The sequence below is a fragment of the Verrucosispora sioxanthis genome (genome assembly GCF_010560025.1).
Taxonomy (GTDB): domain Bacteria; phylum Actinomycetota; class Actinomycetes; order Mycobacteriales; family Micromonosporaceae; genus Micromonospora; species Micromonospora palythoicola.
Genome location: NZ_SAIY01000004.1, coordinates 431,753 through 455,489, shown reverse-complemented (window position 1 = coordinate 455,489; position 23,737 = coordinate 431,753). Strand labels below are relative to the sequence as shown.

Here is a 23,737-nt window from a genome sequence, read left to right as displayed (position 1 = left end):
GGTCCGGATCGGGGAGGGAAACCACATGTGGCCATTCCGGCGCAGGGGCACGCAGCCAGAGACACCGACGTTGGTGGTGGATCCGGCGCAGGGTGATCCGACCGCGCGGGCGTTGCACGAAGCCGCGCAGCGCGGCGACTGGGGCACCGTCCGGGATCTGCTGGGATCGGTGACCGACCCGGATGACCACGCCTTCCACGTCTCGGTGCTGGCCGGCGTGACCGGTGTGCAGGACTGGATCGGCGAATGGGTCGACGCGGAACCCCGGTCCAGCCTGCCGTTGCTGGTGCGCGGCGCGCACGCGGTGTTCTGGGCCTGGGAGGCGCGGGGCGGGGCGCGTGCCGCACAGACGGGTCAGGATCAGTTCCGGGAGTTCTGGCGCCGGCTCAAGTTCGCCGAGAACTGCCTCGACGAGGTGGTCGAGCGGGAACCGGACGACACCACGGCGCGGACCTTCCTGGTCGTCTCGGCGCGCGGCCGTGAGGTCGACCCGGCCGAGGCGCAGCGGCGGTTCGACGAGGTGGTCACCCGGCACCCCGGGCACCGGCTCGCCCACGAGCACATGCTCCAGTACCTGTGCCGCAAGTGGTCCGGCAGCCACGAGCAGATGTTCGGGTTCGCCCGGGAAGCGCTCGCCAAGGCACCCGCCGGCAGTCCGCTCGGCCAGCTCGTCCCGGCCGCGCACCTGGAGATGTGGCTGGATCTTCCACCCGGCGAGGACGCCGATTACATCGGCGCCGACGAGGTGATCGACGAGATGAACGCGGCCGCCGACCAGTCCGTGCGACACCCGTCGTACGTGCGGCGGCCCGGCTGGGCGACGGTGCACAACCTGTTCGCCATGGGGTTCGCCTTCTCCGGTGACCTGATCTCGGCCGCCGGGCAGTTCGACGTGATCGGAGACCAGGTCACCGCCTGGCCGTGGCAGTACTTCGACGGCGCGGATCCGGCCGGGGCGTTCAGCCGCTCCCGGGACAAGGCGTACGCCGCACGTGCCTGACCGCCGGGCGGGCGTACCGGTCCGACCGTCGACCCGGCCGGCGATATCCTCGGCGCGGACGTAGGGCGTGTCTGCGGACGTCGTGGCGGTTCCGCGCGGATCCGGCAGGCACGCCGCGGGGCCGGCCGGCTCCGTGACGACACGGAACGCCGAGGTACGCGGATGGTGCTCAGGGCTGACGCACGGCTGCGGGTGGCGGTGGTCGGCACCGGCCTGATCGGTGGTTCGGTGCTCCTCCGACTGCACGCCGTCGGCGTCGACGTGACCGGCTGGGATCCGGACGAGCAGACCCGCCGGCAGGCCCGGTTGGCCGGCGTACCGACCGCGGAGCGGCTGGTCGACGCGGTGGCCGGCCGGGACGTGGTGTTTCTCGGCGGACCGCTGCCCACGCTGCCCGCGACCCTGGTCGAGGTTGCCGCCGCCACCGCCGAGGACTGCCTGCTCACCGACGTGGGCAGCACCAAGGCCGAGTTGGCGGCGTTCGCCGCGGAACAGGGGTTGACCAGCCGGTTCGTACCCGGGCACCCGATGGCGGGCACCGACCGGGCTGGTCTAACGGCGGCGCTGCCGGACCTGTTCACCGGCGCCGCCTGGGTGCTCTGCCCGGCACCGGACGGGCTGGCCGCGTTCCGCCGCCTCGTCACCCTGGTCACCGACGTCTTCGCCGCCCGGGTGGTGCCGATGGCGGCGGACCGGCACGACGCCGTGGTGGCGCTCGCCTCGCACGTGCCGCACCTGCTCGCCGGGGCGCTGGCCGGTGCGGCGCACCGGTCGCCGTCGCGCGACGCGGTCCTGGCGCTGGCCGCCGGGAGCTTCCGGGACGGCACCCGGGTCGCCGGCACCCCGGCGCACCGCACCGGCAACATGCTGCGCGGCAACCGCGACCAGGTGCTGGCCGCGTTGACCCAGGTCACCGGGTTCCTCGACGAGTTGGCCGCCGCCCTGCGCTGCGACGACGTCGACGCCCTCACCGCCCGGTACGCCGAGGCCGCTGCCGCCCGCGCCGAGTTGGCCGGTCGCCCGTACGACGAGCAGGTCATGTCGTTCCCGGTGGGCGCGGCGGCGGCCGAGGTGGCCTGGCTGTACGACGTGGGGGCGGCCGGTGGCCACCTGAGCGGATGCCGGGCCGGGGCCGACACCGTCTCCTATGTCGCTCGACGTCCGCGGGTCTGAAGCCCGGCTCATCGAGGGGCGCGGCGACGGGCCCGCCAGTAGGGTGAGGGCATGGTGGACGGACCAGTCGTGACCGTGCGTGGCGAGGCGTACCGTGAGGTCGCGCCGGAACTCGCCCGGTTCACCGTGACCGCGCTGGCCCGGGACCGGGAGCGGGAGCCGACGTTGACCCGGTTGGCCGAGCGGGCGGCGGCGATCCGGGTGCTGCTCGACTCGTACGGCCCGACCATCGACCGACGCGAGACCGGCGAGCTGCGGGTGCGACCCGAGACCCGCCGCTCCGGGGAGCGGGTGGTGGCCTGGCACGGCTCGGTGGTGACCACGGTGACGGTGAGCGACTTCACCAGCCTCGGCGAGTTGATGCTGCGCCTGGCCGACCAGGACCAGGTCGAGGTGGCCGGCCCGTGGTGGTCGCTGCGCCCGGACAGTCCGGCCTACCGACAGGCCCGGCACACCGCGATCAGCGATGCGTTGCAACGGGCCCGCGAGTACGCCGAGGCGCTCGGTGCCCAGGTCACCGACCTGGTCGAGTTGTCCGACGAGGGCGGCACCGCCCAGCCGATGATGGCCCGGATGGCGTTCGACGCCGGCGCAGTGGAGTCCGGTGGCCCACCGGAGCTGGAGCTTGACCCGCAGCCGCAGGGCGTGCACGCGGCCGTCCGGGCCCGGTTCACGATCAGCCGGCCGGTCCTGTCCTGATGACCGTCGCGGAGGTGTTGTCGGTCGAGGCGCTGCTGGAGCGGGCCCGAGGGCTGGCCGATGCCGGGCCGCGGCAGCTGCTCGGCATCACCGGCGCACCCGGTGCCGGCAAGTCCACGCTGGCCGCACAGGTGGTCGAGGCGGTCGGCCCGGCCGCCCGTCTGGTGCCGATGGACGGCTTCCACCTCGCTCAGGACGAGTTGCGTCGGCTCGGCCGGGAACTGCGGAAGGGTTCGATCGACACCTTCGACGCCAACGGTTACGTCTCGCTGCTGCGTCGGCTGCGGCGCAAGGAGCCGACGTCGGTCTGGGCGCCGCAGTTCCGCCGGGAGCTGGAGGAGCCGATCGCCGGTGCGATCGAGGTGCCGCCGGAGGTGCGGCTGGTGGTCACCGAGGGCAACTATCTGTTGATTCCGAACTGGCCCTGGGACGAGGTACGCGCCCTGCTGCACGAGGCGTGGTTCCTGGACCTCGACGCCGACCTGCGGCGTCGGCGGCTGGTCGCCCGGCACATGGCCTACGGCCGGTCGGAGCAGGACGCCCGGGCCTGGGCGCTGGGCAGCGACGAGGCCAACGCGGCGCTGGTGGCCGGCACCGCCGACCGCGCCGACCTGGTGGTACGCCTAGCCGAGCCCCCGCCGGGGTGACGGGACCGCACGCCGCAGCAGCCACGCCACCCGGGATCTCTCCCGTTGGAACTCGGCGGCCTCCGGATAGCCACTGTGGCTGCGGATCGGTGGGTCGGCGACCTCGCCGTCGCTCGGATGCAGGGCCTCCGGGTCGGTCACCGCGATGTCCCGTTCCCCGGCGGTGACCGGCCAACCGAGCGGGTCGGTGTCCCGCCAGAAGTTCGTCCACCGGGTGCCGCCGCCGGGGCGGGTCAGCGCCTCGGCCAGCACCGGTAGCCGGTCCGGACCGAAGTAGGCGGGGAAGATCCGGCCGTAGAGGCGGGTCAGTTGGCAGCCGTAGGAGAAGAACCAGATCCGGTGCCGCCAACGGTTCGGCATCTGGAGGATGACCGCGGTGCAGATCACCGTGCCCTGGCTGTGCCCCGAGAGGATGATGCCGTCCACCCGGCGCGGGTCGGGCTCGGCCAGCGCGATCAGCCCGGCGGTGCGGGTGAGCAGTTCGGGCACTGCCCGTTCGGCGTAGCTCGGTGGCGCCAGGGGATGTGCGGCGCGCGGCCAGAAGGTTCCCACGTCCCAGATCACGCCGACGGACCGGCGGATGGTGTTCTTGCGATAGACGAGCAGGCCGACGGCGGCCACCGCGACCGGCAGCCAGCCGAGCAGCGCGTCGCCGACGTTCGCGACCGCTTTGGTCACGACGGCCGGTCCGTCCGTCCCGTCGAGGGGGAGAGGGCGGGCGAGAACTGCCGCGCAACCCAGCACGGCTAGGACGGCCATCGCAGCGGCGTACCACCCGGTCAGCCGCAGTGCGTGTTCGCCGACCAGTCGGTGCAGCGCCTGGTGGGTGCTGACGTCCCGGGCGCGACGCAGGTCGTGCGCGGACAGTCGGCCGCCACGGGCGCTCAGTTGGGCGTACTCCCGGCGGCGTAGCTGGTGAAAGAGCACCGCGGCGCGGATGGCGACCAGGGCGAGCATCAGCAGCGCGGCGGCGAAGGTCAGGCCGGCCCAGGTCACCGGGGTTGGCAGGAACACCAGGGACCGGCCATCGGGCGTGTCCCCGTCGTTGAGTCGGTTGGTGAACCAGTAGAGCACCCCGTTGCTGTACGCGAGGCAGAGCAGCCAGCCGGAGCCGGCGATGACGGCGGGTGCCTGACCACGCCAGGCCAGGTCGGTGTGCGGTTCGAGCGGTTGTTTGACAGTGGTGGGGCGGGTCCGGGGTAGCAGCAGACCGATCCCGGCGAGGGCGAGCAGTGGCAGGGCGAACTGCCACATCATCACCGGGCTCGGCGGTGCGGTGGGTAGCCAACCGTGGCACCAGGCGGCGGCGAGGGCGATCAGGAGCGCGGCGGCGGCCGGAGCGGCGCCGCCGCGTCGGCCGGAGCGGGCGGTCGCGCCGATCGCGATGAGCAGCAGCAGCTGACCGGTGCCCAGCCAGGCGATGATCCGGTCGAAGCCGGGTAGCGATCGATCGGTCCGGCATCCGGGCTGGGTGGGGTCCTGGTCGCAGCCGGCGGGTGGACGTAGTCCGGCAAGTGCGCTGCCCGTGGCGGCGTCGGGTAGCAGCAGCACCGCGAAGGTGCCGGCCACGCCGAGTCCGGTGAGGATGATGACCGCGATGCTCCATCGGCCGAGCGGGCTGGCACCCTCACGCTGGGTCAGGAAGGACCGGCCGATGGCCACCAGCGTGACCGTCAGGACGGTGGTGAAGGCGGCCACGGCTGCCCAGGTGACCACCGCCCGAGCACCCTGCGGCGGGTCGAGCACCGTGATCGTGCCGAGCGGGACCGCCGCCGCCACCACGGTGCCGGTGCACAGGTGCAGCACGGCGGTTCGGCGTAGTTGTCCCTCGCCGCACCAGAACGTCGGATCCTGGAGGGGGTTGGTCGGGGTCCCGGGGGGTGGGTCGGGCAGGGGCGGTGGCTCCGGTGCCGGCTGACCGACCGGCACGTCGGCGTCGGCCGGCGGCGGGGTACGGCGTCCCGCGGGATTCGTGGTGGGGTCGGCCGGCATCACCGCCTCGTACTGGTAGGTGCGCCAGGTGACCAGGCCGAGGACTCCGATCATGGCGAGTGGCACGGTCAGGCCGACGGCCAGGGTCCGGCCGCCCTGCTGCCACCAGGCGTCGGCGAGGAACTCCCACGGGCCGGGGATCCGGCTCAGGCAGACCTCGTCCACGCACTGCCAGCCGATGAGATCGACGCCGACACCGGTCATCGCGAGCACCGGGGTGGCGGTCAGGCTCAGGCAGAAGAGCCTGATCAGCCAGGCCGTCACGCCGGATCGGCTGGCCAGTCGTTCGGTGGCGGGGTCCGCCGGTATCCCCGGCCGGGCGTGCAGCGCCACGTTGGCCAAGGTGAAGGGCAGCAGCAGCGTCCACAGGGCGCGCTCCACGTCGCGGGCCGTCCGCGCGCCGGAGGTCAGCTGCCCCCAGCTGTACGCCTCGACGACGATCGGGTCGAGCGGCGTGGCGGTCGGCAGGCGGTAGAAGCCGGTGACCGGGCCGCCGGCGACGAGCCGTGGCTGGGGCGGCTCGCTCCCGGGTTCGCCCGTCAGGCCCAGGGTCTCGGCGGGCGGGGTGTTGGACACTCCGTGTACGCGTAGTTCGAGGATCCGACCTCCCATGCGAGCCTCCCGGTGACGCACCTGTCACCTACAGTGCCCGATGTGGTGCGGCGGGTGCCACTCGTCATGGAGTTGTTTGCGCAGCTAAAAGGCTGATTGTGGTCAGTCGAGCTGGCGTACCGGTCGAGCCGGATTACCGACCGCGACGACGTTGGCGGGCAGATCCCGGGTCACCACGGCGCCCGCGCCGACGACGGTGTTCTCACCGACGGTGACTCCGGCGAGGACTATCGCTCCACCGCCGAGCCAGGCGTTGTCGCCGATGGTGATGGGCCGGGCCGCCTCCCACTTCGCCCGACGCGGTGCTGGCTCCACCGGGTGGGTGGGGGTGAGCAGTTGCACGTTCGGGCCGATCTGCACGTCGGCGCCGATGGTGATCGGCGCGACGTCGAGGAAGACCGCGTGATAGTTGACGAAACTGCGCGGCCCGATCCGGATGTGGTAGCCGTAGTCGCAGTAGAAGGGTGGCCGGATACCAGCCTCCGCGCCGATCTCGCCGAGCAGCTCGTGCAGGGCCGTCCGCCGTGTCTCGTGGTCGTCGACGCCTCCGCCGTTGATCCGCTCCATCAGGCGCAGGGCGCGGAGGTGATCGGCGATCAGTTCCGGGTCGTCGGCGAGGTACGGCTCGCCGGCGAGCATCCGTTCCTTCATGGACGTCATCCGTCCGATCATGCCGGGCGCCGCGGCGACGAGGACTCAACTTCGTCGAATTCTTGACTCCCTTTTGCATACTCGGTATGCAACCCTGATGGATGTCGATGTGTCCTACATCGATGTAGACGCTCCAGAGGAGGATTCAGTTGCGACAAAGGAGCAAACTGTCCGCCACCGGACTCGTGCTGGGTCTGGTGCTTGGCCTACCGGCGGCGGCCACGGCCGCACCGGCGGCGCCGACAGCGGCCCCACCGACCCCCGCGCCGACCGGCCGGCCGGACAACGGCCGCACCTCGGCAACCGTCACTCTGGTCACCGGTGACCAGGTCACGGTCACCGCGACCGGGGCGAGCGTACGCCCGGCCGAGGGCCGCGAAGGCATCCGTTTCCTCACCCAGCGGCAGCGGAACCACCTTTGGGTGCTGCCGCAGGACGCCCTGCCGTTGATCCGCGACGGACGGGTCGACCGCCGGCTCTTCGACGTGGCCGGGTTGATCGCCGCCGGGTACGACGACGCGCACCGCGACGACCTGCCCCTGCTCATGACCTACGGGGCGACCGCCCGGCGGGCCGGCGCACCCGACGGGGTGACCGTCACCCGCGACCTGACGGCCATCGGTGGCGTCGCGGCCACCGCGGACAAGCAGCGGGTGGGCCAGCTCTGGGCCACGGTCGCCGGTGCCGGTGGCGCCCGGTTCGACGCGGCGGGGGGTGTCGAGCGGATCTGGCTCGACGGCCGACGGCAGCTGACGCTGGAACACAGCGTGCCGCAGATCGGGGCGCCCGCCGCCCACCAGGCCGGCTTCACCGGTCAGGGGGTACGCGTCGCGGTGCTCGACAGTGGGGTCGACGCCGCGCATCCCGACCTCACCGGCCGGGTCGCCGAGTCGAGGAACTTCACCGAGGAGGCGAACCCGGGCGACATCGTCGGGCACGGCACCCACGTCGCCTCGATCATCGCGGGCAGCGGTGCCGCCTCGGAGGGCCGGAACCGGGGTGTGGCACCCGATGCGACCCTGCTCTCCGGCAAGGTCTGCGAGGAGTACGGGTGCACCGAGTCGGCGATCCTGGCCGGCATGCAGTGGGCCGCCACCGAGGCCGAGGCCGACGTGGTCAACCTCAGCCTGGGCGGGACGGACACCCCGGAGGTGGATCCGCTGGAAGAGGCGGTGAACACGCTTACCGAGCAGACGGGCGCCCTCTTCGTGATCTCCGCCGGCAACGCCGGAGGGACCGGCACGGTCGGCTCGCCGGCCAGCGCCGACGCCGCGCTCGCCGTCGGCGCGGTCGACCGTGACGACCAGCTCGCCGATTTCTCCAGCCAGGGCCCCCGGGTCGGTGACGACGCTCTCAAGCCGGACATCACCGCGCCGGGAGTGGACATCGTGGCTGCCCGGGGGCAGGGCACGCAGCTCGGTGAACCGGTCGGCGAGCAGTACGTCTCGCTCTCGGGCACCTCGATGTCCGCACCTCACGTCGCCGGTGCGGCGGCGCTGCTCGCCCAGCAGCACACCGACGCGACGGCCCAGCGGCTCAAGGCCACCCTGATGGCCTCGGCCCGGCCGCATCCCGAGCTGACCGCGTACCAGCAGGGCGCCGGCCGGGTGGATCTGGCGCGAGCCATCACCCAGTCGGTGGTCAGCGAGCCGGCCAGCGTCTCGTTCGGCCGGACGCTGTGGCCGCACGACGACGACGAGCCGATCCAGCGCCAGGTGACCTGGCGCAACACGGGAGCGGCACCGCTCACCCTGGAGCTCGGCATCGAGGCCACCGGCCCGGACGGGGAACCCGCGCCGGCCGGGGTGTTCACGCTCGGCACCCGGCAGGTCCAGGTGCCGGCCGGTGGCACCGCGTCTGCCACGGTCACGGTCGACACCAGCGTCGACAGCCCGGACGGCCACTACACCGGCCGGGTGGTCGCCCGCGCCGGCGACCTGGTGGCGGTCACCCCGCTGGCGGTGCACAAGGAGGTGGAGAGCTACACGTTGACCGTGCGACACCTGAGCCGCGAGGGTGCCGTGCCGGACGACTACGCGACCTTCCTGCTCGGGTTGGACGACTTCACCGACATCTTCGTGGCCGACCCGGACGGCACCGCTGACGTGCGGGTGCCCAAGGGGCGCTACGGGCTGGCCAGTTTCCTGTTCGACGAGGCGAGCGAGGAACTGGTGCTGATGGCCCAGCCGGAACTGGTGGTGGAGTCGGACGCCGAGATGGTCGTCGACGCGCGTACGGCGGGACCGGTGCGGATGACCGTGCCGGACCGGTCGGCGACGCCGGCGCTGGTCGCCGTGGACGCGTACTTCCTGCTCGACGAGGGTTCGGCCGGGTTCGGCGCGCTCGCCGACGACTTCGACGGCATCTTCACCGGGCAGATCGGCGGGCGGACCGCGGCGGACCACTTCTCCACCATCGTCTCCAGCCAGTTCGCGGACCTGGAGGCGGCCAGCAGCCGGTATCTCTACGCCCTCGCCGAGATGGTGCCGGGCCGGATGCCCACCGGGTTCATCCGGCACTACCGCGGCAGTGACCTGGCCACCGTCAAGCAGACGTTCCGGGACGGCTACCCGGGCACCCTCGCCGAGCGGATGTCCTTCGCCCTGTTCGAGCCCGACCTGGGTGGATGGGCGGTCGGGCTGCCTACCACGGTGCCGGGCCAGCGGGTCGAGTACTACAACACCAGGGCGGTGCGCTGGAGCACCGAGCTGTGGTTCGGCACGCGCAGCGATGACGTGCCGTGGCTGGAACCGGTGGCCGTGCTCTTCTTGGAACCGACGGCGTACCGGGCCGGGCGGACCTACCGGGAGGTCTGGAACGGTGCGCCCCACGGACCGTCGTTCCCGGTGCCGCGCTGGCCGGAAGACGGCCTGACCCGGCAGGGTGACCTGATCACTCTGTCCGTGCCGCTGTACAGCGACGCGGCCGGACACCTGGGTAGTTCGCTCACGGACGCCGGACGTACCGCCCTGTACCGCGACGGCAAACTGGTGGGTGAGTCCGAGGAACCCGGCTGGGGCCAGTTCGAGGTGCCTGCCGGGCCCGCCAGGTACCGGCTGGAGATGTCGGCGAAGCGCAGCGTCTCCGACCTGAGCACCGAGGTCGCCACCGCCTGGACCTTCCGGTCCCGGCACGTGCGGGGCGACGACCCGGTCCGGCTGCCCGCCGCCGCGATCCGGTTCGCGCCGCGACTGGACGAGCGGAACGCGGCCCCGGCCGGCCGGTCCTTCGTGATACCGGTGGCGGTGCAGCGCCAGCCCGGTGCGCCGGCGGCGAAGACGGCGTCGTTGACCGTCGAGGTCTCCTACGACGGCGGCAAGCGCTGGCAGCGCGCCAAGCTGCGCAAGGTCGGCAAGGGCTGGGCGGCCACCGTGCAGCACCCGCGTGGTGCCGGCCACGTGTCGCTGCGGGCCACCGCCCGCGACACCGACGGCAACACCGTCACCCAGCGGATCATCCAGGCGTACCGCCTGCGGTGACCCGCACCGGCGGGGCGGGCCCGATCAGGGCCCGCTCCGCCGGGGGTCTCAGTCGTTGGCGTGCAGGGCGGCGTTCAGCTCGATCCCCCGGCCGGTACGGGGACGGGCCTCAAGGGCGCCGGAGACCGAGTTGCGCCAGAACAGCAACCCGTCGACGCCGGACAGCTCGCGTGCCTTGACGACCCGGCCGTCCGGGAGAGTGATCTTCGAGGCGGCGGTGATGTAGCAACCCGCCTCGACGACGCAGTCGTCGCCGAGTGAGATGCCGACACCGGCGTTGGCGCCGACCAGGCTGCGCTCACCGATGCGTACCTTGTCGGTACCGCCACCGGAGAGGGTGCCCATGATGGAGGCACCGCCGCCGATGTCCGAACCGTCACCCACCACCACGCCCTGCACGATGCGCCCCTCGACCATCGAGGCGCCGAGCGTGCCGGCGTTGAAGTTGACGAAGCCCTCGTGCATGACGGTGGTACCGGAGGCGAGGTGTGCGCCGAGGCGGACCCGGTCGGCGTCGGCGATCCGCACCCCGGAGGGCACCACGTAGTCGGTCATCCGGGGGAACTTGTCCACCCCGTACACCCCGAGGTGGCGGCCGGCGGCCCGCTCGATGACCCGCAGCTCGTCCACCCGTTCCGGTGGGCACGGCCCGGCGGAGGTCCAGGCCACGTTGGCCAGCTTGCCGAAGATGCCGTCGAGGTTGATCTCGTTGGGCCGCACCAGGCGGTGGGAGAGCAGGTGCAGCCGCAGGTACGCGTCCGGCGCGTCCTTGATCGGATCGTCGAGCGAGCCGATGACGGTGACCACCTGGACGGTACGCAAACCCGGCAGGGCCCGGTCGCCGATCGCGCCGGGCGGCAGGTCCAGCACGTCGGCCTTGTCCTCGCCGGCGACCAGCGGCAGCTCGCCGAGGCCGAGCTTGCCGGTCGGGTACCAGGTGTCGAGCACCTGGTCCTCGGCGGTGACGGTGGCCAGGCCGATGCCCCACGCGGATTGTGTGGACGTCACTTACTCACCTCTCGTTCCCCTGCGGGCTGGCTGCTGCTCGCGACTGCGGCTCGCCGGCCCACTCCTCGCGCTTCGCCGAAGGGCTCGCGTCTCGCGGTCGCCGGTTGTGACGGTACCGTGCGGACCATGGAGAACCCGCTTACCCCCGAGGTCCTCGCCGATCCGGTGGCGTTGACCCGCGCGCTGGTCGACATCGAGTCCGTGTCCCTCAACGAGAAGGCCATCGCCGACTGCGTGGAGGAGGTTCTGCGGGTGGTCCCGCACCTGACCACCTACCGGCACGGCAACACCGTGATGGCCCGTACCGACCTGGGGCGGGCCTCGCGGGTGGTGCTCGCCGGCCACCTGGACACCGTGCCGCTGAACAACAACTTCCCGTCGACGCTGCGCGGCGACCTGATGTACGGCTGCGGCACCTCGGACATGAAGTCCGGGGTCGCCTACGCGCTGCATCTCGCGACCACCCTGCCCGAGCCCCGCTACGACGTGACGTACTTCTTCTACGAGGCCGAGGAGATCGAGTCGAGGTACAACGGCCTGCACCTGGTCGCGCAGGCGCACCCGGACTGGCTGGAGGCCGACTTCGCGCTGCTGTTGGAGCCGACGTACGGCATCGTCGAGGCCGGCTGCCAGGGCACCATGCGAGCCGTGGTGGTGACCACCGGGGTCCGGGCCCACTCGGCCCGTTCCTGGCACGGGGTCAACGCCGTGCACGGGGCGGGGGAGGTGCTCCGCCGACTGTCGACGTACCAGGCCCGGCGGGTGACCATCGACGGGTGCGAGTACCGGGAGGGCATGAACGCGACCCGCATCCACGGCGGGGTCGCCGGCAACGTGGTGCCGGACCGGTGCGAGATCGGGGTGAACTACCGCTTCGCGCCGGACCGTACGCCGGCCGAGGCCGAGGCGCACCTGCGCGAGGTCTTCGCGGACTACGAGCTGACGGTGACCGACTGCGCGGCCGGTGCGCTGCCGGGCCTGGAGGCCCCGCCGGCGCGGGAGTTCCTGGCGGCGGTGGGTGCCGCACCCATCGGCAAGCTGGGCTGGACCGACGTGGCCCGGTTCGCGGCGATGGGGATCCCGGCGCTCAACTTCGGCCCGGGTGATCCGAACCTGGCCCACCACCCGGACGAGCACGTCGAGATCAGCAAGATCCGCGACGGTGCGGCGACGCTGCACCGCTGGCTCGCCCCGGCCTGACCACCGACGGCGTGGCCGGCGGCGGCGCGACCAGCGGTGGCGTGGCCGGCGGTTCGGTGCGGGGTCAGACGGTGGTCAGGTGGGACTCGGCACCGGGATCGGCCGGCGGCTCGGGTGGCTTGTCGAGCAGCCGGGCGCGGCGGCGCTCGGCCACCACGTCGCGGATGCGCCGCTGCATCTGCCGGCGGATCCGGACCCGTTCGTCGTTGCTGATCACGCTGTCTCCTCCCCCGAAGTCCGCGTGCCGGGGCATACCCGGTATGTGAATAGTAAGACGTACGGGAAAGCGATTTGGTTGCACAAGATCACGAAGTGTTTGCCGGGTTCTCCGGTCCGACTCCACTACGGTTGCTTCCATGACCCAGAGCAACGGGCGCGAACGAGGACAGGAGCGGCATCGCGGCGCCGTCACACTACGTCGCCAATCGATCACCAGTAGTACTGCGGACCAGCGGTTGCTGGATTCCCGGGCGCGGGCCGACTGGAAGACGAAGGACGCCTGGCGGGCGCTGCGCATCCTCTCCGAGTTCGTGGAGGGCTTCGACACCCTCGCCGACCTCCCGCCCGCGGTCAGCGTCTTCGGCTCGGCGCGTAGCAAGCCGGACAGCCCCGAGTGCCAGCTCGCCGAGGCGTTGGGCGCGGCGCTGGCCCGCGCCGGCTACGCGGTGATCACCGGGGGCGGGCCGGGTGTGATGGAGGCGGCCAACCGGGGGGCCAGCGAGGCCGGCGGCCACTCCGTCGGCCTGGGCATCGAACTGCCCTTCGAGCAGGGCATCAACGAGTGGGTCGACCTGGCCATCGACTTCCGTTACTTCTTCGCCCGCAAGACCATGTTCGTCAAGTACGCCCAGGCGTTCGTGGTGCTGCCCGGCGGGTTCGGCACCATGGACGAACTCTTCGAGGCGCTCACCCTGGTACAGACCGGGAAGGTCACCCGGTTCCCGGTGGTGCTGATGGGCGTGGACTACTGGCAGGGCTTGCTCGACTGGCTGCGTGACACGATGGCGGCCGAAGGCAAGATCGGCCCGGTCGACCTGGAGCTGATCTGCGTCACCGACGACGTCGCCGCGGCGGTGCGGCACATCGTGGAGGCCGAGGCCGCCCTCAACGCCGAGCAGGAGGCCGTACGCGAGGAAGCGGTCGCCCGGGTCGCCGCCGACCAGCAGGCCGCCGCGGGGCCGACCACCGGGCCGGTCGAGAACCGGGCGTTCAACGGACGGCCGCTGCCGGCGGGCGGCAGGTTGCCGGAGACGCGCAGGCCGCTGCCAACGGACGGGCTGCCGCGGGACAGGCTGCCGGGAGACGCGCAGGCCGCTGCCAACGGACGGCCGCTGCCGGCGGCAGGTTGCAGCCGACGCGCAGGCCGCGACCGACGACCCTGCGGGGCGCTGACCGGTGGCCGCGATCTGCGTGTTCTGCGCGTCCTCCCGCACGCTCGACAAGCGTTGGCTCGACCTGGCGGCCGACACCGGCGCGGAGATCGCTCGACGCGGGCACACGCTGGTCAGTGGGGGCGGCTGCGTCGGGATGATGGGCGCGTTGGTCAACGGCGCACGCGCTGCGGGAGGCCGCACGGTCGGCGTGATCCCGCAGGCGCTTGTCGACCTGGAGGTCGCCGACCTCGCCTCGGATGAACTGCTGGTCACCGAGTCGATGGCCAGCCGGAAGATCCTGATGATCGAGAAGTCGGACGCGTTCCTCACCCTCCCCGGCGGGCTCGGCACGCTCGACGAACTCTTCGAGGTGTGGACCACCGCGACGCTCGCCCTGCACCACAAGCCGATGGTGCTTGTCGACACCGACGGCTTCTACGACCCGCTGCTGGCCTGGCTGCGCGACCTGACCGACCAGACATTTCTCAAGCCCGCCGGCTTCGATCTGCTCCGGTCGGTCGACACCGTCCCCGCTGCCCTCGACCTCATCGAGTCCCAGCTCACCTGAACCGCCCGGCCGGGCCCTGGCACCCCGTCGACGCGGTCCGTGGGCGGATGATCGGCTCCGGATGCGGCGAACCGGGCCTTCCCGCCGAGCGCAAGCCCCCGACTTGCCGCATGTCGAGCGCGGGTGCTGACCGGACCCGGGTGTGGCGGGTCGGGCGGTGTCGCAGGGCCGTGATGGGATGGCGGGATGCAGGCGTACCGGTTGGTGCGTCGGCCCGCCGGGCCGACCGAGGGGAACGGCCCGTCCGCCGGGTCGCCCGGCTGCCGCCCATCCGCAGGCCGCACCGGGCCCCCGCCGGGTCAGGCGGCCCTGGCCGTTGTGTCGGGCCAGGTCGCGCCGGGTCAGGGCGGCACCGGGGCAGGCACCCTCGGCGCCGGGCTGGTCGATCCGCGACAGGCGGAGGTGTCGCGCACACCGCCGCCGGTCCGGATGCTCGTCCTGGGCGCCCAGCACCGGCAGGCAAAGACCTGACCTCGTCGAGGCGGTCGCCGCCCGCGTCGCCGAGGGAGTCGACCCGGAGCGGATCCGCGGTGCTGACCAGCCGCCGCCGACCTGCGGCACCGGATCGGCGCGGATCGCCGCGACCGGTCAGCTGGGTGCTGCGCGAGCCGCTGGTGCGCACCTTTCCCGCGTACGCCTCGGGCTGCGGCGGGCTGCCGCCGAGCGCGGCGAGCTGTCACCCCGGCTGCTAACCGGCCCGGAGCAGGATCTGATCATCCGCGAGTTGCTTGACGTCGTCGGTGCGGAACCCGACGGGGAGCTCCGACGACGACCCGCTGGCCGCTGGTCACGACCCGCGGCCGGCGCTGGGCACCCGGGGCATCGCCGCCCAGCGCCGCGCGCGACCTGCCGATGCGTGCCGAGTGGGTGGGCCTGGTCGAGCTGGCCCGGCTCGGCGAGCGCCGGCTTCGGCCGCGCCGACTGGTTTGGCCTGCCGCCCGGTTCCTCCGGCAGTACGTCGCCGTGCTGGCCCTGCGCGACGTGGCCAACCGCGCTGGTCGCCTACGACCCGGCGGAGATTGGTCCTGGGCCGCCACCGGAATGCCAGGCCGACGATCCGGAGCTGCTGGCTGCCGACGCCGGCTGGCGCACGTCTGCTGTCGACGAGCGCTGGCCGGACACCGGTCCGGCGCAGCTGGAGCTGCTGGACACGGTACGGCGGTTCGCTCGGTCGCCTTCGCCGACCCCGACTCCTCGACGTGCTTCCGGGGCGCTGATCCGCGGCGTGACGTCCTTTCCGCAATTTCCCGCCGGCCCTGCACCCGCCTTCCGGCATGCGCTGGCTGCCCAGGTGTTGCTGAGCACCAGTTACCGCGCGGGCGAGCGGTGGCTGCTGGCCGCCACCGCGCGCTGGCCCGGCGGCGCGGACTGGCTGCGTGGCACCGGCGGTTATGATCGTCGACGCCCGGCGGGGACCGTGGAGGTGGCACGTTCTCCGACCAGCGCCGAGAGGTGGCTGGCGCACGGCGCTACGCGGCGCACCCGCCTCTCGACGGCGCCGTGGTCGCGGATGGCGGCAGGTGCTGGTCCGCCCACCGCCCGGCAACTGCCGGGGCTGCGTCGGGCGCTGCACGAAGGCCGGCGACCGTGGCAGGTGCATGGCGAGGGATCTGCCGCTGCACCTGCAACCGGCGGTCATGCCGCTGCGCCCGCTGCGTTGCGCGCTGGAGCCGGAGCGGTGATGCCGTCGTGGCGTTGGTTGCACTCACCGCCGCTCGGTGGTGCCGACACCCGCTGGCTGAAAGATGGCTGCGGCGGTAGGCCTGGTGCGCGCCTGCCCTGGCGGGGTGACCGCTCTGAGTCTCTCCGGAGCTGATCATCGAGGCGCTCCGCGACCGGGACGAGCTTTCCGAGTCGAGCGGCGCGTTGGGCGGAACCGGCACAGACAGTGGCCGGGCTGTGGCCCGGGGAGGCGGCCGACTGGCCGCCGCCACCGCGGAGGAGGTCCTCTGAGCCAGGTGGCGGGCCAGCGGCCTGGCCGACAGGTCGGCCGTTGATTCCGGGGCCCGCGGGCAGCGGGCCGGCGAGGGCGATCTCCTGCCCGCGTCGCCGGGCCGAGGCGGCCGACTGGGTGACGGGACGCCGCTGGTTCTCTTCGACGCCGCCGCCCGGTTCACCGACCGGTTGCCGGGCGCGCGTACCGAGGTGTTCCTCGACCACGTGCTCGGTCAGGAGCTGCCGGCCGACACGCTCGCACCGACCGCCGACCGGGGCGACGCCGTGCGGCTGCTCACCGCGCACGCGGCCAAGGGACTCGAATGGGATCTGGTCGCGGTGGCCGGGGTGCAGGAAGGCGTCTGGCCGGATCTGCGGCTGCGTGGCAGCCTGCTCGGCTCGGAGCGCCTGGTCGACGTGCTGGCCGGCCGAGGGGACGGCGCGGCGGTGGCCACCGTGGTCGGGCAGACCTCGGCGTTGCTCGACGAGGAGCGTGGCGGTTGTTCCACGTCGCGGTGGACTATGCCGGCGGCGGCTGTTATCGGGCGCGGTCGCCTCTCCGCCTCACGGCGACCACACGAGTGAGCAACCTACGTTTCTTACGAATGCGCCTGATGACCCGGCGATGCAAAGACGGGTCCGCCGGTCCGCCGCCACTCCTGGCCACCGGACGCCACCTCCGGATCACGAGGCGTCGACGGCCCGCCGTGGACTTCACGAGATCGGGCCGCCTGGGTCGGGCCGGCTGCTGCTGAGCGCCGGCCGCCCCGGGCGCTCACGCTGCCCGCGCTGGTGGCGGAGCTGCGTACCGCGGTCGTCGATCCGGCGGCGCTGGTCGCCCGGCGGCGCGCGGCGGCGGCCGAACGGCGGCTGGCCGCCGCCGGAGTGTCCGGTGCGCATCCCGACGACTGGTGGGGGCTGCGCCCGCTCTCCGACGACCGACCGCTTGTCGACGACGGCGAGCCGGTGCGGGTGACCCCGTCGGGAATGGAGAGCGCGCTGCGGTGCAGCCTGCGGTGGCTGCTGGAACGGCACGGCGGCAGCGCACCGGCCAGCACCGCGCAGGGTGTCGGCAACCTGGTGCACGCGGCGGCGATGCTCGCCGAGGAGGCCCAGGCCGACCGGGAGACGCTGCTGGAGTACGTGGCCGCGCGCTTCGACGCGATCGAACTGGCCGCGCGGTGGATGGTCGGTCCGGAGCAGGCCCGCGCCGAGGCGATGGTCGACAAGTTGCTGCGCTGGCTGGCCGCCAACCCGCGCCGGTTGCTCGCCATCGAACAGGAGTTCGCGGTACGCCTCGACGACCCGCACCGGCCGGTCGAGTTGACCGGCCGGGTCGACCGGTTGGAGGTCGACGCGGACGGCCGGCTGGTGGTGGTCGACCTCAAGACCGGCAAGTCCACCGCGGTCACCGAGGGAGAGGTGGCCGAGCACCCGCAACTGGGTGCGTACCAGGCGGCGGTGGAGGCCGGCGCGTTCGCCGAGTTCGGCGACGAGCCCGGCGGCGCGGCACTCGTGCAGCTCGGCACCGGCGCGAAGGACGCCCGCGAGCAGGCCCAGCCACCCGCCACCGACGGGCCCGAGGCCGGTTGGGCGACCGCGCTGGTGCGTCGCACCGCCGAAACCATGGCCGCCGCGACCTTCGCGGCGGTCGCCAACTCGAAGTGTCGGGTCTGTCCGGTCCGCAGCAGCTGTCCGGTGTCGGGTCAGGGTCGGCAGGTGGTCGAGCCGTGACCCAGCCCACCCTGTTCGAGCCGGTCCCGCCGGCGCCCCGGGCCGCCGACGCGGGCCCCCGGTACACGCCGGTGGAGCTGGCGAAGCTGCTCCGGCTGCCCGCTCCCACCCGGGAACAGGCGGCGATCATCGCCGCGCCGGTGGAGCCGCTGCTGGTGGTCGCCGGTGCGGGCTCCGGCAAGACCGAGACGATGGCCGCCCGGGTGGTGTGGTTGGTGGCCAACTCGTACGTCCGGCCGGAGCAGGTGCTCGGCCTCACCTTCACCCGCAAGGCCGCCGGTGAGCTGGCGCACCGGGTACGCGTCCGACTCGACCAGTTGGTCCGCCGGTTGGGTCGCCGGGAGCGCAACCCGCTCGACGACCCGCTCACCGGCGAACCGACCGTGGCCACCTACCACTCGTACGCCGGGCGGATCGTCACCGAGCACGGTCTGCGCGCCGGCTACGAGCCCTCCACCCGGCTGCTGACCGAGGCCTCCCGCTGGCAGCTGGTCGACCTGATCGTGCGTAACTACGACGGGGACATGTCCGAGGTGGACCGGATGCCGAGCACGGTCACCGACGCGGTCCTGGCGCTCGCCGGCGAGTTGGACGAGCACCTGGTCGACCCGGACGAGCTGGCCGCCTGGACCGGCCGGTTCTTCGCCGACGTGCAGTCGCGTCCGGGGCGGGTCTACGCCGGGGTACGCAAGGCCCTCGCCCTGCAGCAGACCCGGTTGAAGCTGCTGCCGCTGGTGCGCGGGTACGCCCGCCGCAAGGACGATTTCGAGGCGATGGACTTCGCCGACCAGCTCGCCCGGGCCGCCCGGGTGGCCCGGGACCATCCCGGCGTCGGTGAGATCGAGCGCAGCCGTTACCGAGTGGTGCTGCTCGACGAGTACCAGGACACCAGCCACGCCCAGGTGGTGCTGCTCAAGGCGTTGTTCGGCGGCGGACACCCGGTGACCGCGGTGGGTGATCCCTGCCAGTCGATCTACGGCTGGCGGGGAGCCAGCGCCGGCACCCTCGACCGTTTCCCGACCGAGTTCGCCCGGGCCGACGGTGCACCGGCCCGGGTGCTCGGGTTGACCACCAGTTGGCGCAACCGACCGGAGATCCTGGCGGTGGCCAACGCGCTGGCCACGCCGCTGCGCGCGGCCGGGGCCCAGGTGCCCGAGCTGCACGCCGCGTTCGGCGTCGACGACCCGATCCCGCACCGCAGCCCGCGTGGAGCCGCCGCCGGCACGGTGCACTGCGCGCTGCTGCCGACGTACGCCGACGAGGCCGAGTGGATCGCCGACAGCCTGCTGGCCGCCTGGCGGGGCGCGGCCGGCACCCCGGGCGTGCTACCCGAGCAGATCCCGGTGACCCGACGGCCGACCACGGCGGTGCTGGTCCGGCTGCGCAGCCAGATCCCGGCGATCGCGGCGGCGCTGCGCGAACGCGGCCTGCCGGTCGAGGTGGTCGGGCTCGGTGGCCTGCTGGACACTCCCGAGGTACGCGACGTGGTCTGCACCCTGCGTGTGCTGGCCGATCCGACCGACGGTGCCGCGTTGCTGCGGTTGCTGACCGGTGCGCGGTGGCGGATCGGGCCACGGGACCTGGTGGCCCTGCACCGCCGGGCCCGGGCCATCGCGGCGGCGCGTCGCCGGCTCGCCGACGACGGCGCTCCGGAGATCACCCCCGATCGCCTCGACGAGGCGACCCTGGTGGAGGCGCTCGCCGACCTGGGGCCGGCGCAGGCGTACTCGGCCGAGGGCTACGCGCGACTGCGCGCGTACGCGCGGGAACTGGGCCTGCTCCGCTACCGGTTGGACCAGACCCTGCCGGAACTCATCGCGGACGTGGAGCGGACCACCGGGCTGGACGTGGAGGTGGCGGTGCGGGCCGGCCGCGACGGTGCGGGTGACGCCGGACTGGCCCGGGGCCATCTGGACGCGTTGGGTGACGTGGCCGCCCGGTTCAGCGGCGAGTCACCGGCCGCCACGCTCGCCGGGTTCCTGGCCTATCTCGCCGCCGCCGAGGACGAGGAGCGCGGTCTCGCGCCAGGCGAGGTGGAGGTGGTCGAGGGGGCGGTGCAGATCCTCACCGCCCACGCCGCCAAGGGACTGGAGTGGGACGTGGTGGCGGTGGCCGGGCTGAGTCGTGGCGTGTGGCCGGGACCGGTCCGCAACTCGGACCACTGGCTCGGCGGCCTGGGCGTGCTGCCGTTCCCACTGCGTGGCGACGCCGACGGGCTGCCCGAGCTGGCCCTGGCCGAGGTGGACGACCAGCGTGGGGTGGCCCGGGCGGTGGAGGATTTCGCCGACGCCTGGCGCGCCCACGACGAGCGGGAGGAGCGACGGCTGGCGTACGTGGCGGTGACCCGGCCTCGGCGCCTGCTGCTCTGCTCCGGCCACTGGTGGGGTGAGGGCACCAAACGGCCGCGCGGCCCGTCGCCGCTGCTGCGCGAGGTGCACGACGCCTGCCTGACCGGCGGTCCCGGTCACCTGGTCGACGAGTGGACCCCGGAACCCGCGCCGGACGCGGCCAACCCGACCACCGAGGTGGTACTGCGGGCCGAGTGGCCCGCCGACCCGCTCGGTCCCCGCCGTCCGGTGTTGGCCGAGGCCGCCGCGCTGGTCCGCCGTTTCCTGACCGACGGCGACGCCGACGACGAGGACCGGCCGGACGACCCGGCCGAGGCGGATCCGGAGGTGCTCCGGTGGCGGCGGGAGGCCGATCTGCTGCTGGCCGAGCGGGCGGAGTTGAGCCGGCTCGCCGGCCCGGTCGAGGTGTCGCTGCCCGAGCAGCTGTCGGTGACGCAACTCGTCGCGTTGCGCCGGGATCCGGCCGGGCTGGCCCGGGCACTGCGCCGCCCGATGCCGACCGAGCCCAACCCGTACGCCCGCCGGGGCACCGCGTTCCACGCCTGGCTGGAGCAGCGGTTCGGTGCGGACCGGTTGCTCGACACGGACGAACTGCCGGGGGCGGCGGACGCCGACGCGGCGCCGGACGAGGAACTGGCCGAGCTGCAACGGCGCTTCCTGGCCAGCGAGTGGGCGGACCGCACCCCGGCCGAGGTGGAGGTGCCCTTCGCCACGGTGATCGGCGGGGTGGTGGTACGCGGCCGGATGGACGCCGTGTTCCGCCGGCCCGGCGACCGCTTCGACGTGGTCGACTGGAAGACCGGCGCGCGGCCGGAGGGCACCGCCGCCGAGGTGGCGGCGGTGCAGCTGGCGGTCTACCGGTTGGCCTGGGCGGAGCTGGCCGGTGTGCCCGTCGACCGGGTAGGCGCGGCGTTCCACTACGTGCGGGACGGGGCGACCGTTCGGCCGGCGGACCTGCTCGACGTCGAGGGACTGACCGCGTTGATCAGATCGGTTCCCGAGTCGACGTGAAACACTGGCGTGTCGCCGGATCCGTGGTAGGGTTCCCTCGTTGCAGTTTCGGTTACCAGCTCTGTTTGCGCCTGGCGGAATGTGGCCCCAGGCGCTCTTTGTTATGTCCGGACTTCTCCGGGCGGGGCGACCAGCAGCGACAGGCGTTCCGGGCAGGTTCGTCCGGGACATTCCTCTTTCAACTCCGCAACAGGTGCGGAGTTGACGTTCCGTCAAGGAGACGAAACAAGCATGGCTATTGGCACCGTCAAGTGGTTCAACGCTGACAAGGGCTTCGGCTTCATCACCCCGGACGGCGGCGGCGCGGACGTCTTCGCCCACTTCTCGGCAATCCAGTCCTCCGGCTACCGCAGCCTCGACGAGAACCAGCGGGTGGAGTTCGAGGTCGTGCAGGGCCAGAAGGGCCCGCAGGCGGAGAACATCCGTCCGCTCTGACCTTCGGTCACCCGGTGTCGGCCGGGTCGTCGCCGTGCTCTGCGCACCGGTGGCGGCCCGGCCGTCCGTGTTCTCCGTGCGGGGCCGGTTCCGGCGCGCCCGGATGGTTCAGGTCCGTCTCCTCTGACGCGCGCCGACCAGCGCCACGACCCTGAGTCGGTAATCAGCCTGTCGTCCGTCGGGTGGGTGACTGTCTTCCTCGCCCGGCTCCGCGACCCTGGCTGCGGGGCAGGGCCGGGGGCCCCTGATCGCGCGGGGGAGGACGACCATGGTGGGCTCGGCGACTCGTGAGCTGCTCCTGGTGATCGCGGTGGCGGCGGTCGGGCTGTTGCTGGCCACGGCGGTGACGTTCGCGCCGTGGCCGGTCACCCCGGGTGGGTCCGCTCCGTCCGGCCTGGTGGAACTGCACGGCCCTGCACCGACCGACCGCACCGGCAGCGCGTCCGGCTGACGGGCGGGCGCGCCGGGCGGGTGCGGGCCGACCGACCCGCGTGCGCTTCCTCGCCCGCCGGCACCGGCGGGCGTGTCGAGACGTTAGGGTCGGATCCGTGCCGACCCGCAGAGCGAGAATCCCAGCGACGAGGTATCCGGTCGAACGGTTCACCCTCGACAACGGCCTACGGGTCGTCCTGACCCCCGACCGCAGCGCCCCGGTCATCGGTGTGGCGGTCGTCTACGACGTCGGCATCCGTTCCGAGCCGGAGGGACGTACCGGCTTCGCGCACCTCTTCGAGCACCTGATGTTCCAGGGCTCGGAGAACCTGGAGAAGCTGGCCCACTTCCGGTACGTGCAGGGCGCCGGCGGCACCTTCAACGGCTCCACCCATCTGGACTACACCGACTACTTCGAGACCCTGCCGAGCAACGCCCTGGAACGGGCGCTGTTCCTGGAGGCCGATCGGATGCGCGGTCCTCGACTGACCGAGGAGAACCTGCGCAACCAGGTCGACGTGGTCAAGGAGGAGATCCGGGTCAACGTGCTCAACCGGCCGTACGGCGGGTTTCCCTGGCTGACCCTGCCACCGGTGCTCTTCGACACCTTCCCCAACGCACACGACGGGTACGGCTCCTTCGACGATCTGGAGTCGGCCACCGTCGCCGACGCCGCCGACTTCTTCCGGCACTACTACGCCAGCGGCAACGCGGTGCTCGCGGTGAGCGGGGACATCGACACCGCCGAGGCGGTCACGCTCATCGAGCGACACTTCGGTGACGTACCGGCCCGCCCGGCACCCGACCGGCCGGACTTCGCCGAGCCGGACCTGACCGTCGAGCGGCGCACCACGTACCCCGACAAGTTGGCTCCGCTGCCGGCGGTGGCGTCGGCGTGGCGGGTGCCTGACCCGATCGACGACTTCGCCGCCTACCTGCCGTACGTGGTGCTGGCCGAGGTGCTCACCGACGGTGACGCGTCGCGGCTGGTGGAGCGGCTGGTGCGTCGGGACCGCACGGTGACGAGCGTCGGTGGTTACCTGGGCTTCATGGGCGACCCGTTCGACGTGCGCGACCCGACCGCGCTGCTGCTCCAGGCGCATCTGCCGCCCGGTGGCGACGTCGACAAGGTGCTGCGGACCCTGGACGAGGAACTGGACCGGCTCGCCCACGACGGGCTCGGCGACGGCGAGTTGGCGCGTACCCAGGCGCGGATGGCCACCCACCTGCTCCGCGACACCGACGCGGTGCTCGGCCGGGCGCTGCGGATGGCGGTGCTGGAGCAGCAGCGCGGCGAGCCGGGGTTGCTCGGCGAACTGCCCAGTCTGCTCGGCGAGGTCACCGACGAGCAGGTCCGGGCCGCCGCGGCCACCCTGCGCCCGGAGCGCCGCGCGTCCGTCGAGGTCCTCCCCGGAGGTGGGTCCCGGTGAGCGCGAGGAG

15 protein-coding genes and 2 pseudogenes are annotated in these 23,737 nt (G+C 72.9%); 13 read left to right on the top strand and 4 right to left on the bottom strand.

Going from position 1 to position 23,737, the window contains the following annotated elements; translation table 11 throughout:
* Window positions 1-73 precede the first annotated feature (73 nt).
* The 4 genes from ENC19_RS14845 (at window position 74) to ENC19_RS14830 (ending at window position 3,519) form a co-directional block, all read left to right on the top strand.
* The gene (locus ENC19_RS14845; protein ID WP_164447761.1) at window positions 74-1,000 is read left to right on the top strand and encodes a hypothetical protein; all 927 of its coding nucleotides are present in this window, start codon (window positions 74-76) and stop codon (window positions 998-1,000) included.
* A gap of 99 nt (window positions 1,001-1,099) precedes the next feature.
* Window positions 1,100-2,173 (top strand): prephenate dehydrogenase, encoded by a 1,074-nt coding sequence (locus tag ENC19_RS14840; RefSeq protein ID WP_164447930.1) that lies wholly within the window; start codon window positions 1,100-1,102, stop codon window positions 2,171-2,173.
* A 51-nt stretch (window positions 2,174-2,224) separates the two neighbouring features.
* A complete protein-coding gene (locus ENC19_RS14835; RefSeq protein ID WP_164447760.1) occupies window positions 2,225-2,872 on the top strand; it encodes an SIMPL domain-containing protein in 648 nt (215 codons plus the stop codon).
* Complete coding sequence (locus ENC19_RS14830; protein WP_164447759.1) at window positions 2,872-3,519, top strand: nucleoside/nucleotide kinase family protein; 648 nt, start codon at window positions 2,872-2,874, stop codon at window positions 3,517-3,519. The genes ENC19_RS14835 and ENC19_RS14830 overlap by 1 nt, the downstream gene beginning before the upstream one ends.
* Here the strand turns inward: ENC19_RS14830 and ENC19_RS14825 are convergent.
* Both ENC19_RS14825 and ENC19_RS14820 read right to left on the bottom strand, forming a co-directional pair.
* Window positions 3,496-6,123 carry a hypothetical protein gene (locus ENC19_RS14825; RefSeq protein WP_164447758.1) on the bottom strand — a complete coding sequence of 876 codons (2,628 nt, stop codon included), beginning with the start codon at window positions 6,121-6,123 and terminating at the stop codon, window positions 3,496-3,498. The two genes, ENC19_RS14830 and ENC19_RS14825, sit on opposite strands and share 24 nt — an antisense overlap.
* A gap of 102 nt (window positions 6,124-6,225) precedes the next feature.
* Window positions 6,226-6,783, bottom strand: a complete 558-nt coding sequence (locus ENC19_RS14820) for a sugar O-acetyltransferase (protein WP_164447757.1) — start codon at window positions 6,781-6,783, stop codon at window positions 6,226-6,228.
* A 140-nt stretch (window positions 6,784-6,923) separates the two neighbouring features.
* Between ENC19_RS14820 and ENC19_RS14815 the strand changes: the two genes are divergently transcribed.
* Window positions 6,924-10,253 carry a S8 family serine peptidase gene (locus ENC19_RS14815; RefSeq protein WP_164447756.1) on the top strand — a complete coding sequence of 1,110 codons (3,330 nt, stop codon included), beginning with the start codon at window positions 6,924-6,926 and terminating at the stop codon, window positions 10,251-10,253.
* 48 nt (window positions 10,254-10,301) lie between these two features.
* Here the strand turns inward: ENC19_RS14815 and dapD are convergent, their stop codons facing one another.
* Window positions 10,302-11,261, bottom strand: coding sequence for a 2,3,4,5-tetrahydropyridine-2,6-dicarboxylate N-succinyltransferase (dapD, locus tag ENC19_RS14810; protein WP_164447755.1), 960 nt, complete (start codon window positions 11,259-11,261; stop codon window positions 10,302-10,304).
* A 126-nt stretch (window positions 11,262-11,387) separates the two neighbouring features.
* Between dapD and dapE the strand changes: the two genes are divergently transcribed.
* Window positions 11,388-12,461: a succinyl-diaminopimelate desuccinylase gene (gene dapE / locus ENC19_RS14805; protein ID WP_164447754.1), complete on the top strand. Its 1,074-nt coding sequence runs from the start codon at window positions 11,388-11,390 to the stop codon at window positions 12,459-12,461.
* Between the two features lie 64 nt (window positions 12,462-12,525).
* On the opposite strand, the gene ENC19_RS29330 is transcribed toward dapE, so the two are convergent.
* Window positions 12,526-12,678: a hypothetical protein gene (locus ENC19_RS29330; protein ID WP_216592876.1), complete on the bottom strand. Its 153-nt coding sequence runs from the start codon at window positions 12,676-12,678 to the stop codon at window positions 12,526-12,528.
* A 139-nt stretch (window positions 12,679-12,817) separates the two neighbouring features.
* Here ENC19_RS29330 and ENC19_RS14800 point away from each other — a divergent pair.
* From ENC19_RS14800 to ENC19_RS14770, 7 genes and pseudogenes are all read left to right on the top strand, one after another.
* Window positions 12,818-13,636: pseudogene (locus tag ENC19_RS14800) on the top strand (LOG family protein); the annotation flags it as partial.
* Window positions 13,637-13,856: 220 nt separating this feature from the next.
* Window positions 13,857-14,402, top strand: coding sequence for an LOG family protein (locus tag ENC19_RS14795; protein ID WP_164447753.1), 546 nt, complete (start codon window positions 13,857-13,859; stop codon window positions 14,400-14,402).
* Window positions 14,403-14,831: 429 nt separating this feature from the next.
* Window positions 14,832-18,071: pseudogene (locus ENC19_RS14790) on the top strand (PD-(D/E)XK nuclease family protein).
* Window positions 18,068-21,430 (top strand): ATP-dependent helicase, encoded by a 3,363-nt coding sequence (locus ENC19_RS14785; RefSeq protein WP_164447752.1) that lies wholly within the window; start codon window positions 18,068-18,070, stop codon window positions 21,428-21,430. The pseudogene ENC19_RS14790 and the gene ENC19_RS14785 overlap by 4 nt, the downstream one beginning before the upstream one ends.
* A gap of 231 nt (window positions 21,431-21,661) precedes the next feature.
* Complete coding sequence (locus tag ENC19_RS14780) at window positions 21,662-21,865, top strand: cold-shock protein (protein ID WP_013735772.1); 204 nt, start codon at window positions 21,662-21,664, stop codon at window positions 21,863-21,865.
* A gap of 268 nt (window positions 21,866-22,133) precedes the next feature.
* On the top strand, window positions 22,134-22,316 hold the full coding sequence (locus ENC19_RS14775) for a hypothetical protein (protein ID WP_164447751.1): 183 nt from the start codon (window positions 22,134-22,136) through the stop codon (window positions 22,314-22,316).
* Between the two features lie 97 nt (window positions 22,317-22,413).
* The gene (locus tag ENC19_RS14770; protein ID WP_164447750.1) at window positions 22,414-23,727 is read left to right on the top strand and encodes a M16 family metallopeptidase; all 1,314 of its coding nucleotides are present in this window, start codon (window positions 22,414-22,416) and stop codon (window positions 23,725-23,727) included.
* The last annotated feature ends 10 nt before the right edge of the window (window positions 23,728-23,737 follow it).

Excerpts from the sequence above, each read along its gene's own strand:
- ENC19_RS14835 (WP_164447760.1), top strand. The coding sequence starts at position 2,225 with ATGGTGGACGGACCAGTCGTGACCGTGCGTGGCGAGGCGTACCGTGAG.
- ENC19_RS14830 (WP_164447759.1), top strand. The coding sequence starts at position 2,872 with ATGACCGTCGCGGAGGTGTTGTCGGTCGAGGCGCTGCTGGAGCGGGCC.
- ENC19_RS14825 (WP_164447758.1), bottom strand. The coding sequence starts at position 6,123 with ATGGGAGGTCGGATCCTCGAACTACGCGTACACGGAGTGTCCAACACC.
- ENC19_RS14820 (WP_164447757.1), bottom strand. The coding sequence starts at position 6,783 with ATGACGTCCATGAAGGAACGGATGCTCGCCGGCGAGCCGTACCTCGCC.
- dapE (WP_164447754.1), top strand. The coding sequence starts at position 11,388 with ATGGAGAACCCGCTTACCCCCGAGGTCCTCGCCGATCCGGTGGCGTTG.
- ENC19_RS14780 (WP_013735772.1), top strand. The coding sequence starts at position 21,662 with ATGGCTATTGGCACCGTCAAGTGGTTCAACGCTGACAAGGGCTTCGGC.
- ENC19_RS14775 (WP_164447751.1), top strand. The coding sequence starts at position 22,134 with ATGGTGGGCTCGGCGACTCGTGAGCTGCTCCTGGTGATCGCGGTGGCG.